This window comes from Paenibacillus sp. NPDC058177 (assembly GCF_042883835.1).
Taxonomy (GTDB): Bacteria; Bacillota; Bacilli; order Paenibacillales; family Paenibacillaceae; genus Paenibacillus_AQ; species Paenibacillus_AQ agri.
Genome location: NZ_JBHVVB010000003.1, coordinates 480,322 through 491,491, shown reverse-complemented (window position 1 = coordinate 491,491; position 11,170 = coordinate 480,322). Strand labels below are relative to the sequence as shown.

11 protein-coding genes are annotated in these 11,170 nt (G+C 49.7%); 6 read left to right on the top strand and 5 right to left on the bottom strand.

Annotated features, from left to right (window positions below; genetic code table 11):
* The first annotated feature begins 201 nt into the window (after nt 1-201).
* The 5 genes from ACFVU8_RS16145 to ACFVU8_RS16125 all read left to right on the top strand — a co-directional run bounded on the left by ACFVU8_RS16145 (nt 202) and on the right by ACFVU8_RS16125 (nt 7,374).
* Nucleotides 202-2,034, top strand: coding sequence for a cache domain-containing sensor histidine kinase (locus ACFVU8_RS16145; protein WP_387428393.1), 1,833 nt, complete (start codon nt 202-204; stop codon nt 2,032-2,034).
* Nucleotides 2,031-3,590, top strand: coding sequence for a response regulator transcription factor (locus ACFVU8_RS16140; protein ID WP_387428391.1), 1,560 nt, complete (start codon nt 2,031-2,033; stop codon nt 3,588-3,590). Before ACFVU8_RS16145 ends, ACFVU8_RS16140 begins: the two co-directional genes overlap by 4 nt.
* 297 nt (nt 3,591-3,887) lie before the next feature.
* Nucleotides 3,888-4,793 (top strand): ABC transporter permease, encoded by a 906-nt coding sequence (locus ACFVU8_RS16135; protein WP_387428781.1) that lies wholly within the window; start codon nt 3,888-3,890, stop codon nt 4,791-4,793.
* A gap of 23 nt (nt 4,794-4,816) precedes the next feature.
* Nucleotides 4,817-5,770 carry a carbohydrate ABC transporter permease gene (locus ACFVU8_RS16130; RefSeq protein ID WP_387428389.1) on the top strand — a complete coding sequence of 318 codons (954 nt, stop codon included), beginning with the start codon at nt 4,817-4,819 and terminating at the stop codon, nt 5,768-5,770.
* A gap of 59 nt (nt 5,771-5,829) precedes the next feature.
* Nucleotides 5,830-7,374 carry an ABC transporter substrate-binding protein gene (locus ACFVU8_RS16125; protein ID WP_387428387.1) on the top strand — a complete coding sequence of 515 codons (1,545 nt, stop codon included), beginning with the start codon at nt 5,830-5,832 and terminating at the stop codon, nt 7,372-7,374.
* A gap of 142 nt (nt 7,375-7,516) precedes the next feature.
* On the opposite strand, the gene ACFVU8_RS16120 is transcribed toward ACFVU8_RS16125, so the two are convergent.
* The gene (locus ACFVU8_RS16120) at nt 7,517-8,188 is read right to left on the bottom strand and encodes a class I SAM-dependent methyltransferase (RefSeq protein ID WP_483875054.1); all 672 of its coding nucleotides are present in this window, start codon (nt 8,186-8,188) and stop codon (nt 7,517-7,519) included.
* On the opposite strand from ACFVU8_RS16120, the gene ACFVU8_RS16115 reads away from it, so the two are divergent.
* On the top strand, nt 8,141-8,386 hold the full coding sequence (locus ACFVU8_RS16115) for a hypothetical protein (RefSeq protein WP_387428386.1): 246 nt from the start codon (nt 8,141-8,143) through the stop codon (nt 8,384-8,386). The two genes, ACFVU8_RS16120 and ACFVU8_RS16115, sit on opposite strands and share 48 nt — an antisense overlap.
* Before the next feature lie 116 nt (nt 8,387-8,502).
* Here ACFVU8_RS16115 and ACFVU8_RS16110 read toward each other — a convergent pair whose 3' ends face one another.
* The 4 genes from ACFVU8_RS16110 to ACFVU8_RS16095 all read right to left on the bottom strand — a co-directional run bounded on the left by ACFVU8_RS16110 (nt 8,503) and on the right by ACFVU8_RS16095 (nt 11,170).
* Nucleotides 8,503-8,586, bottom strand: coding sequence for a putative holin-like toxin (locus ACFVU8_RS16110; RefSeq protein ID WP_139084961.1), 84 nt, complete (start codon nt 8,584-8,586; stop codon nt 8,503-8,505).
* Nucleotides 8,587-8,763: 177 nt separating this feature from the next.
* Nucleotides 8,764-9,717 carry an alpha/beta fold hydrolase gene (locus tag ACFVU8_RS16105; RefSeq protein ID WP_387428384.1) on the bottom strand — a complete coding sequence of 318 codons (954 nt, stop codon included), beginning with the start codon at nt 9,715-9,717 and terminating at the stop codon, nt 8,764-8,766.
* Between the two features lie 52 nt (nt 9,718-9,769).
* Nucleotides 9,770-10,738 (bottom strand): type I phosphomannose isomerase catalytic subunit, encoded by a 969-nt coding sequence (locus ACFVU8_RS16100; protein ID WP_379465393.1) that lies wholly within the window; start codon nt 10,736-10,738, stop codon nt 9,770-9,772.
* A 39-nt stretch (nt 10,739-10,777) separates the two neighbouring features.
* The gene (locus ACFVU8_RS16095; RefSeq protein WP_379465391.1) at nt 10,778-11,170 is read right to left on the bottom strand and encodes a VOC family protein; all 393 of its coding nucleotides are present in this window, start codon (nt 11,168-11,170) and stop codon (nt 10,778-10,780) included.

Here is an 11,170-nt window from a genome sequence, read left to right as displayed (position 1 = left end):
GGGGGGTGATCCATATATAGAAAATCCAAAGAGGGTATGTAACACAGATCAATCATAGGGGAATGGGCTAATTATAGCGCTTTTCATCGTTTTTGACAAATGAACAAGGACGGGAGAGCCTGTGCGCTGTTGATTGGCAACTTCTGCGAACGGTGATACACTGAGTGGGAATTTGGTCTTGAAGGAGGTGGTCTGGCCAGAATGTCTAAGATACGAACCTTTTATCAGAATCACCTTAAGAAAAAAATGTTCAACAAAATCCTGCTGTTTTACTCCATGGTCATGGTTCTGTTGTTCATCAGCATCTCGGTGTTGGCCTATCGCTATTATGAGCAGCGGGTTGTACGGGAACAAATGGATGCCAGTCTGCAGGAACTGGATATTGTCAGTATTAGCCTGAATCAGCAGTACGAGCGGATGTACAATGCTGTACAGCAGATTTATACCGATGCGATGATCGGTGACGATCTGAAATACTTTTTGAACCATGAGTATGAGGACTTTCTCAATTGGCGGTTGAATCAGTATGCCTCCAGCTACCGCACAGAGCGTGGGAACTTTGACTATCATCTGCGTCTGCTGCTTAAGGATGAGGCCTCGATCGCGAACGTCGTGTTGTACAGTACAGATCAGGACTTTTTCTATGTTTTGAACCGGGAAACCCAGCACTTTTATTATCATCCGAAGCCGTCTGCGGCCCATCAGGATTGGTTCCAGCGACTACAGAATACGCCTTGGCAGTACATGGGCAGTGAGCCCCTTTTTGAAGGGAAAATGCTTGATGAGCCCACGCCATACAGCTATGTGAATGTGCTCAAGGACTCCTTGAACTTGAAGCAGTACGGTGCAATTATGTTCGAGCTGAATACAGACCGTATCAAGGGGCTGCTGCGCGACAAGCTTAGCGGCAAGGATAGCCGGATTATGCTGCTGACCGGGGAAGGTCAGGTGATTTTCGATTCGCAGGGCAAGTATGCCAACACCGTCTACCCCTATTGGAGGCAGATGAATGTTCCGGAGGATTGGGTGCATCTGGAGGAACGCTCCAAGGTACAGCTATTGAACGTCGGGAATACGGGAATGGTCGTTGCCGCCATTATTCCAGAGTCACATATTAAACAGAGTCTTCAGACGATTCGATATAGTCTCATAGGCATTGTAATTCTGTGCATCGTGCTCAGCATTGCGGTCACGTTCACGATCATCCGCCGCTATTCCAAGAAGATTCACAGACTCGTCCTGTACATGCGCCGCTGGCAGGAGGGGGATCTGAGCAAGCGGGTTCAGATGGAGGGTGAAGATGAGCTGCAGCAGATTTCACAGAGCTTTAACCATATGTGTGATCGGCTGGAGTCTTACATAGAGACGGTTTATGTGTCGGAGATTAAGCAAAAGAACGCGCAGCTAGTGGCTTTGCAAGCCCAGATCAATCCCCACTTTCTGTACAATACCCTGGAAAGCATCCGTATGAAGGCGATCAGCTCTGGCGCCAGGGATGTTGGGCAAATGATCTATATTCTGGCGACGATGTTCCGTCATTTGATCAAGAAGCAGACTCATGTCACCTTGGCCGAGGAAATTGAGCTGTGCGGGATGTATCTGGCTTTAGTTCAGTATCGGTATGAGAACAAGCTACAGGTAGAGACCCATATTGGACCATCGGCGGCGGGGAGTATTGTCGTTAAGCTGCTGATTCAGCCGGTCATTGAGAATTATATTGTGCATGGCTTTCGCGCCAACGATGACGATAACCTGATCTCCATTACAGCTATAGAAGTGGATGGCGAAATAAGTATTTGTGTGCAGGATAACGGGAAAGGAATCTCCGGGGAGAGATTGCTTGAGCTGCAAAGATCGCTTCATATGGACGGCGAAGCTACCGGGGCATCCAATCATTCTTTGGGTCTTAAGAACGTCCACGACCGCATACGTCTGAATTATGGCGGCGGTTATGGCTTAAGCCTACTAAGTACGCAGGGTGAAGGCTGTCAGGTGATGATTAGAATTCCAGTCACAAGGGAGGAAGTCGGATGAGAAGTGTAATGTTGGTCGATGATGAGCCGCTTATTGTGCAAGGCATGCAGGCTATTATTGATTGGGACGAAAATAACATGCAGATTGCCGGTACAGCCTGCAATGGAATGGAAGCGCTAGCAAAGCTGGACGGGGAACCTGTTGACCTGGTCATTACGGACATTATGATGCCGCATATGACCGGATTGGAGCTGATTCGGGAGGTCAAAGCGCGTAATCCATATACTAAATTTATTATTTTGAGCGGTTATGAGGAATTTAATTATGTGCGGGAAGGCATGGCGCTGGGGGTGGACAACTACCTGCTGAAGCCCGTCAATATTGACGAATTGGAAGCGACGATCAAGCATATGCAGCATGAATGGGAGCGCGAGGAAATCCGGCAGTTGCAGATGGATCAGAGCTGGAGAATTTTGCGCAACAATATTTTGCAGCGATGGGCAAATGAGACGATCGATGTCAAAGAGTTCCGGGAGCGAGCGCAGCTCTTGGAGATCCCACTGAACAAGTCCAGCTATCGTGCGGCGGCATTACGGATTGTTCCCGATGACGAGAGTCATGATTCTCAGTTGTACAGACCGGGAATCGCTGAGCAGTGCGAGACAGTGGGGAACACTGGGCTGCCAGATGGCTGCGGGGTGATCTGCTTTCCCGATCAGGAGGGGGATATAATCGTGCTGTTTCTTTCAAACGAAACGGATAGCGATGATACATGGCAGTGCGATGCACTTCGAAACATGAAGCAGGTGGTCACTGCGGGCAGCAGTGTCCGTGTATGGGGGATTATCGGTCCGGCCGAATCCACCTATCTAGGCTACCCGCAAAGCTGCAAGACAGTGAAGCTGTGGCTGCAAAATCATTTATTCATGGACTCGGATACCTTCATTATGGAATGGGTTAGCGGAGAATTCACTATTCAGCATCAGGAGAAGCACGAACTTGCGATGGATCAATTCCATAAGCTGCTGCGGGATGGGGAAGGTGCTGAAATTGACCGTTTCATCGATGAATTCTTTGAGGTTCAGGGCGAGGAACTTAGCTGTGCGAGAACGCCGTTTTTCAATTCGGCTATCCAACTCATGCTGGCTGCCAAGGAGCTGGAGAAGACGCCTGATTACGGGGAGGTTTTCGGACCCTTGTCCAGAATTCATACGCTGGGCGGCCTGAAGCAGTTTGTTAAAAAGGTTGTGCATCGCACACTGGAAACCTACCATGCCTCCGACAAATTGTATAGTCCGCATGTCATGGCCGCGCTGGAGGTGGTGAAGAATCACTATCAGGAGGAGCTTTCGCTGAAGACACTCAGCCAGAAGCTGGAGCTTCATCCCAACTATCTCGGCCAATTGTTTCAGCAGGAGGTCGGCACCAGCTTTTCCGATTATGTGAACCAATACCGGATTGAGCGTGCTACTCATCTGCTGCTGTATTCGGACAAGAAGACGGCGGAAGTAGCGGCAGAGGTGGGTTATTGGGATGCGTCGTATTTTTACAGACAGTTCAAGAAATATGCCGGCGTTTCCCCCACGGAGCTGCGTTCAATGTATATGAAAAAGTAAGCCCGGCCTGCCGGCTGAATGGAGACACACCCCTTGCGGGTGTGTTTTTTACTGTGAGAATAAATGAATTATCTTTAATTAATCCATCATTTTATTGTATTTTTCAACTATCTCCGGTACGGTAGCGCTTGCATAATAAAGACAGGGGTGAACGGGAAATCCAAAGCGCCGAATTGGCTTAGGTCTGCCAGTGTTGATTATAGGGGATTGATACTGGATGAGACGTATGCCGCTCAAGTGATCTGTTAAATGCGACTATAAGGAGGGACAGCCGTGCTGGGCATCTTCAAAAGTCTGATGAAGAACAAGGCGTTTCTTCTGCTGGTACTGCCGGGAGCAGCGTGGTTTATTATTTTTGCCTATTTGCCGATGTTCGGAACCATTATTGCCTTCAAGGACTTTCGGATTCATCCGGGGGGATTTTTTGAAAGCGTTTTAAAGAGTGAGTGGGTCGGATTCAAAAACTTTGAGTTTCTGTTCTCGACCGATGATGCCTACATCATCACCCGTAACACGATCCTGTATAACCTCGGTTTGATTTTTATGGGATTGGTTGTTGCAGTAACGCTGGCTATTGTGATGAATGAACTGCTGAACAAGCGGATGGCCAAGGTTTATCAGACCGCTATGTTCATGCCGTATTTCTTGTCTTGGGTTATTATCAGTTATTTCGCTTTCTCGTTTCTGAGTGTGGAAAAGGGTGTTTTCAATCAGATTATCACCTACTTCGGCGGCGATCCGGTCAGCTGGTATAGCGAGAAGGGCTATTGGCCGTATTTTCTCATTCTGCTGGGTCTGTGGAAAAATGCAGGTTATGGCAGTGTGGTCTATCTTGCGGCAATCGCGGGTATCGACCGCTCTTATTATGAGGCCGCGATGATCGACGGTGCCACCAAGTGGAACCAGATTAAGTACATTACGCTTCCGCTCTTGAAACCGCTGATGATTATCTTGACCATTCTGGCGCTCGGCGGCATCTTCCGTTCCGATTTTGGTCTGTTCTATCAGGTTCCGCGAGATTCCGGCGCACTGTATCCGGTCACAAATGTCATCGATACGTTCGTTTACCGCGGTTTGACCATTATGGGCGATACAGGAATGAGTACGGCTACAGGGTTGTACCAATCCGTTGTAGGTTTGATTCTCGTGCTGCTGGCGAATTATGCGGTGCGTAAAATTGAAAAGGATTATGCCGTATTCTAGAATTCGACAAGGGGGTGCTGGCAATGAGTAACTTAAGCGAACCGATAAAGCGGGCATCGGCCCAAGCTCCGCGGACTACAAAGTCCAGGGATATGAACGCCATTTCACCGTTATCAAATGTGCTTTTTAATATAGGCATCTGCCTGTTTGCCTTATCTTGTGTCTTTCCGTTTCTGTTCATCATCATTATCTCGTTTACCGATGAGAAGACGCTGGCGATCAATGGCTTTAAGCTATTGCCGGAGGTATTTAGTCTGGATGCCTACCGGTTCCTGATGGAATCCGGGCAGCAGATGGCCCGTTCACTGGGGGTCACTTTAATGGTGACGGTGATCGGGACGCTGCTGACATTGTATCTGGTCTCCACGTATGCGTATGCTATCTCGCGCAAAAATTTCGCCCAGCGCCGCTTCTTCAGCTTTCTGGCCTTCTTCACCATGTTGTTCTCCGGCGGCCTCGTGCCCGGATATATCGTGGTTACGCAAGTGCTGCATTTGCGGGATACGATGTGGGCATTGATTCTGCCGTCGATCCTGAATGCATTTTACATTATCGTTATGCGGACATTCTTCACGACCACCGTGCCGGATGCGATCATTGAGTCGGCCAAGATCGACGGGGCTACTGAATTCGGTATCTATACGCGCATCGTGCTGCCGATCTCGTTGCCGGGAATTGCGACTATTGGGCTGTTCAGCACGCTGGGCTTCTGGAATGACTGGTTCAACGCGCTGCTCTACATAGACAATCCGAATCTGATTCCACTCCAGACGCTGCTGATTCGTATTCAGAACAATATGGATTTTGTTGTGCAAAATAGCAGCCGTGTCGTGTCCTATGACATTGCCGCAACACTGCCGACGGAGACTGTCCGCATGGCGATGGTTGTCCTTGCTACATTGCCGGTTGCGCTAGCGTATCCGTTCTTCCAAAAGTATTTTATCCAAGGCCTGACCATTGGTTCGGTCAAAGAGTAAGACGGATTGTGCCTGCCTTAACAGGGCAGTAACAATAGATATCTATAAGGGGGAGACACATGAAGACAAGAAAATTTGTTCTGCTAATGGTTACCTTATTATTTATTTTTGCTACAGTGCTTGCGGGCTGCGGGGGTAGCAGTACCAAAGATAATGCCGGTGTCAATACATCATCCGGAGCTGGAAATGGCAATAAGACAGCCGACGGCAGCAACACCGGCGGTGAAACGGGAGAGAAGCTGGACCCGGTGAAGCTCAAGGTCTATCTGATCGGTGGACCGCAGCGCGACCTGCCGATGGTACAGGATGAAATGAACAAGTACTTGACGGAGAAAATCAATGCCACCGTTGACATTACGATGATTGACTGGGGCGATTATTCCAAGCGTTTGCCGGTGATCACGGCTTCGGGCGAGAGTTATGACATCGCTTTCACCTCTTCCTGGGCCTATGATTATTTGCCTAATGCCTCTAGAGGGGCGTTCCTGCCAATTAATGATTTGCTGGAAAAATACGGCCAAGGCATCAAGGAGGAGCTTGACCCGCGCTTCCTGACAGGCTCTCAGGTCGGTGGTAAAAACTATGCCGTACCGGTTAACAAAGAGCTGGCTTCGCAATGGGTATGGCGCTTTAATAATCAGTATGTCGACAAGTATGGCATTGACATTACCAAGATCCGCACGCTTGAGGATTTGGAGCCTTATCTGAAGCAGATCAAGGAGGGTGAGCCTGCTGACATTACGCCGCTGGCTGTTCCAAAAGGCTTCAAGCCTTACCTGCCGTTCGACTTCCTGCTGGGCGACGAGTTCCCGGTCGGGATCAACATGAACGGTGATACAGGCAAGTACGTCAACGTGCTGGAATCCGAAGAGCTGAAGAGCTCTCTGAAGACCATCCGCAAATACTATCAAGACGGTTATCTGCGCAAGGATGTTGCCACACTGGAAGGGATCGACAATATCAAGACGGGCAAATGGTTCGTTGACCGCGAGCAGACCCAGCCCTATGCAGAATTGGGCTGGTCCAGAAGCGCGGGCTACGAGATCGTGACCACACCGATGCAGGAACCGGTTATCTTCACCGGCTCAGCAACCGGATCTATGCATGCCATTTCGGCAAACTCCAAGAACCCTGAGCGCGCCATGATGTTCCTGAACCTCCTGAATACCGATAAGTATCTGCGCAACCTGATCAACTACGGAATTGAAGGCACACATTATAAAAAGATCTCCGATAACGTTATCGAGGATCTGCCAGCGATGAAGGACGGATTCCAGATGCCAGGCTTTGCACTGGGCAACCTGTTCCTGACCTACATGCACCAGGATGATCCTGCTGATAAATGGGAAGCATTCAAGGAGTTCAATAATTCCGCGAAGGTCGCTCCAAGCTTTGGCTTTAACTTTAACCCCGACCCGGTGAAGACGGAAGTAGCCTCCATCTCCGCCATCGTGAAGGAGTTCTACCCGCCGATCATGACGGGGGCGGTTGATCCGGATGAGCATCTGCCAAAAGCCATCGAGAAGATGAAAGCAGCTGGACTCGATAAAGTACTCGCCGAAGCGCAGAAGCAATACGACGAGTGGAAAGCTGCTAACCAATAGGTCTTATAAAATAGAACTAATGATGCAGAAACGGCGGACCGATGCGGTGGCCGTTTTTGCGTATAGTTTGGGAGTTATTAAGTGGATGAACAGTGGCTTTGAAAGTGAAACTCCAAATCACGCCGGGGCTCTAACGTACTAACTATATTCTGGCGACAGCTAGCATATGCGGACTCATCCCCAGTAAGCTTTCCTGTTCTTCAACCAGTGAGCATAATTTCAGTAGTTCCGCTCTACTGTGTGCGTTCTTCCACTTCTCAGCAAGTGCAGGCACGATCCACACCGGCCCTTCAACAGCTAAAGTCTTAGTGTCCATGAAGCCTGCTTCGGCAAGTTCGCTATTCAATTCCTCAGGCAGGTGGAAAAAGGCCCGGGAGATAAAAGAAGGATAGGCCTCCGGCCGAATATGCTGGCCATTTGTCAGTTCCTGTGTAATCATTGCTGAAAAAACGGGATCTTCCAAATAGTCGTTTTGCCCTCCGTATACAGATAGTCCCCATAAGGTTGAGCTGAAGCGGGAAATCGCAGAGACAATGATAATTCCGCCGGGTTTTAGAACTCTCTTGGCTTCATGTAGCGCCGCCATTCGTTCTTCTCGTTCAGGTAAATGATAGAGCGGTCCCATCAGTAATACAAGATCCGCGCTATGATCAGGCCGCGCAATGCTTCGGGCATCGGCAACCTCAATGGTATGAATGGGAACGACTTCGCTGGAGTCCTGAAAGGCTCGCGCATATTCCACGGCTTTGGGTGCAAGCTCGAACATATGAACCTCATGTCCCATTTCTGCCAGCCACCTGGAGTAAGCACCTATGCCTCCGCCGATATCGTAGATGACTTTTCTATTATCTTTGCCAGTAGAAATGTACCTGGAGATAATCTCTTTAGTCCGCTCCCATTCTATAACACCGATGCCATGCTCGAGACGTCCAATTTCTCTACCGGCATTGTAGTAGTCGAGGATCAGAATGATCTGGCCACCGATTATGTAATAATATGGACTATGCTATAATAGGTATGAAAAAGGAGCCGTGCGGCAAACACGGTTCCCAGCGTACAACCACTGCTTCATAGCAGTCGGCCGTTATCGCTTGTGACTGGAATAGACCGTTACCTTGCCGGGTCGGTCTATTTCTTTTTTAGATAGGCGAGCAACGCGAGTATAAACATGCCAAAAGCGAACATTAAAGTTAGAGCATCCTTGACTTCCATTCGTGTCACCTCCTTTAGTAAGGAGGATAGACCGTCGCGATTAGAAGCAGTGTTGTACAATAAAAATGATATCATATTTATAAATTAAAAGAATGGAGCATTAGTAGATTTATAGCGACTTGTAAAAAGACAGGCTATTCCTTAATTAAGGAATAGCCTGTCTTTGTTTATCTAGGATTAGGACTGTAGCAGTGCCTTCCCGGCGGGAAGATGATGCACCAGCCAATCCAGTACATCTGCGGTAACCTGATCGCGGTTAACTTCATTTAGCATCTCGTGCCGTCCTCCGGGGTATAACCGGCAGGCCACATCCTGAATTCCCTTGTTTTTATACAACTCTGCCAGCTTCAGCACACCTTTGCCCTTCATGCCGACAGGGTCCAGCTCCCCAGAGAACAGATACACTGGTTTGTCTGTGCATAAGGAGGCGAGTGATGTCTCGGAATGGATATCACGCAGCAGCCGGAAGAAATCGCGGAAAAAGCGGGTAGTGCAGATCGCGCCGCAAAAAGGGTCGGATACAAAGCGGTCAACCTCATCCGCATCGCTGCTTAGCCAGTCAAATGGGGTTCTTGTCGGCAAGAACCCGCGGTTGTAGCTGCCGAATACAAGGCCGTTCAACAACACGCTGCGATGCAGTTCTCCTTGAAGGCGGTACTGGAGGTTGGCCAGGGATTCCCCGATACTAAGCATACTGCGCGGTCCGTTGGTGCCGCTGAGAATATACCCGGCATAGGTGGAGCTGCCCTCTTCGCACATCAGCTTTTGGGCCAGAAAGGAGCCCATGCTATGTGCAAACAGAAAGATCGGCAGATCTCTATGCCTGGAGGTTGCAATCTCAGCGACCTGCAGCAGATTACGACGCATCCAGTAGAAGCCATCCTCACCAGTATCGCCAAGCAGATTCACTTGGCCTGCTGTTTTACCATGGCCCCGGTGATCGTTGGCATATACGGCATATCCCGCTGACGTCAGCGCCTTGGCGAAGCGGGCATAGCGGGCCGCCGTCTCGGACATCCCATGCGAGATTTGCACGATGCCCCTGACGGTAGCACCGGGCTCCGGTAGCCATTCATAAACATGTATATCGACCCCGATGGGATCAGTCATTGTAAAACTATTTTCCAACATAGCCCTTCCTCCTGAAAAAGATTGTGGGCAAAGACACTGGAATTAAGAAAACTTATGGCAAATAGGAGCGAAGCACCGTGGATTGGCCTTCGATTCCGTAAGCCCCCAGATTAGCTGGCAACAGGTAGCATTCGCCTGCGGCGTAAGGCTGTGATCCGCCTTCCCAGGTCAGATGACCGCTGCCTTCACAGATGACCAGGATGGTGAAGCTGTCCGGAGTAGTGGCGAGATTCCATTCGCCTTGAACAATTCCTTTTTCTACAATGAAATAAGGGGAGGCAGCAAGCTGCAGCCATTCTCCAGGGACTGCACTGTCCGTCTTCATGGAAGTGGCTCCCGCGCCTTCGTAAGCCGTTACGTTAAGGGAATCCTCGACATGAAGCTCACGCGGCTTGCCGTCCAGACCCGGACGGTCGTAGTCATAGATACGGTATGTAGTATCCGAGTTCTGCTGAATCTCGGCGACAACAACACCCGCACACAGGGCGTGCACTGTTCCGGCCGGAATGTAGAATGTATCGCCTGCCGATACAGAGACTTCTTGCAGCGTGTCCATGACTGTACCGTTCTCCAGTGCTTGACGCAATGTTTCGCGGTCAACGCCTTCTTTCAATCCGTAGATGATTTTCGCATCCGGTTTAGCGTCAAGAACGTACCACATTTCTGTTTTGCCCAGTTCGCCCTTCGGTAATCCTTCGTAATCATCGGTAGGATGTACCTGTACGGAAAGATTGTCGTTGCAGTCCAGGAGTTTGATCAGGAGCGGAAATCTGCCGCCGGCTTCTGAAATACCTTTGCTGCCGAACCATTCCCGTCCGTATTGTTCACGGATTTGATCCAGACCTTGTCCGGCAAGGTCTCCGTTGACCACGGAAGAAGTTCCGTTGGGATGGTCGGCAATCATCCAGCCTTCACCGATATGGCCTTCTGGCAGGTCCAGTCCGAATTTCTCCAGGGCACGTCCGCCCCAAACGCGTTCTTTGAATTCTGGTTGAAATTTCAATGGATAAGGTTGAGTCATGATTACATCTTCCTCTCTGATAGTAAAATTTAGCTGCTGTTAGACCTTGCGGGTGGATGCAAAAAACTCAATTTTTTCATGATCCGGTCCGTCAAAAAAGAAAAACCGGCTGCCGCCTTCCAATTGGCGGATAGCGGTCAGGCCCTCAAGGCCAAGACTTTCTATTCGCTGGTACTCTGCCTCGATATCGGAGACCGTAAAGGCGATGTGACTGACCCGGCCTTCATCAGGCAGGCCCTCCCATAGGGACTCAATCAACTCCACTTCGACAGAGGCTTGTCCCGGAAAAGAGAGAAAGGCCAGTCGCAGACGGTCTCCCGGCTCACCGACGGTTTCGGCCAGCGTCAGGCCAATGACGTCGCGATAGAAATCAATCGAGGGCTCGAGAGATGAGACCTTGATCCCAACATGCTCAATTTTGTGTACGGCCAT

Bases quoted from the DNA above. Each gene is read 5' to 3' on its own strand.
- ACFVU8_RS16095 (WP_379465391.1), bottom strand. From the start codon at position 11,170: ATGGCCGTACACAAAATTGAGCATGTTGGGATCAAGGTCTCATCTCTC.
- ACFVU8_RS16145 (WP_387428393.1), top strand. From the start codon at position 202: ATGTCTAAGATACGAACCTTTTATCAGAATCACCTTAAGAAAAAAATG.
- ACFVU8_RS16140 (WP_387428391.1), top strand. From the start codon at position 2,031: ATGAGAAGTGTAATGTTGGTCGATGATGAGCCGCTTATTGTGCAAGGC.
- ACFVU8_RS16115 (WP_387428386.1), top strand. From the start codon at position 8,141: ATGAACCTCATGTCCCATTTCTGCCAGCCACCTGGAGTAAGCACCTAT.
- ACFVU8_RS16125 (WP_387428387.1), top strand. From the start codon at position 5,830: ATGAAGACAAGAAAATTTGTTCTGCTAATGGTTACCTTATTATTTATT.
- ACFVU8_RS16130 (WP_387428389.1), top strand. From the start codon at position 4,817: ATGAGTAACTTAAGCGAACCGATAAAGCGGGCATCGGCCCAAGCTCCG.
- ACFVU8_RS16110 (WP_139084961.1), bottom strand. From the start codon at position 8,586: ATGGAAGTCAAGGATGCTCTAACTTTAATGTTCGCTTTTGGCATGTTT.
- ACFVU8_RS16105 (WP_387428384.1), bottom strand. From the start codon at position 9,717: ATGTTGGAAAATAGTTTTACAATGACTGATCCCATCGGGGTCGATATA.
- ACFVU8_RS16135 (WP_387428781.1), top strand. From the start codon at position 3,888: ATGAAGAACAAGGCGTTTCTTCTGCTGGTACTGCCGGGAGCAGCGTGG.
- ACFVU8_RS16100 (WP_379465393.1), bottom strand. From the start codon at position 10,738: ATGACTCAACCTTATCCATTGAAATTTCAACCAGAATTCAAAGAACGC.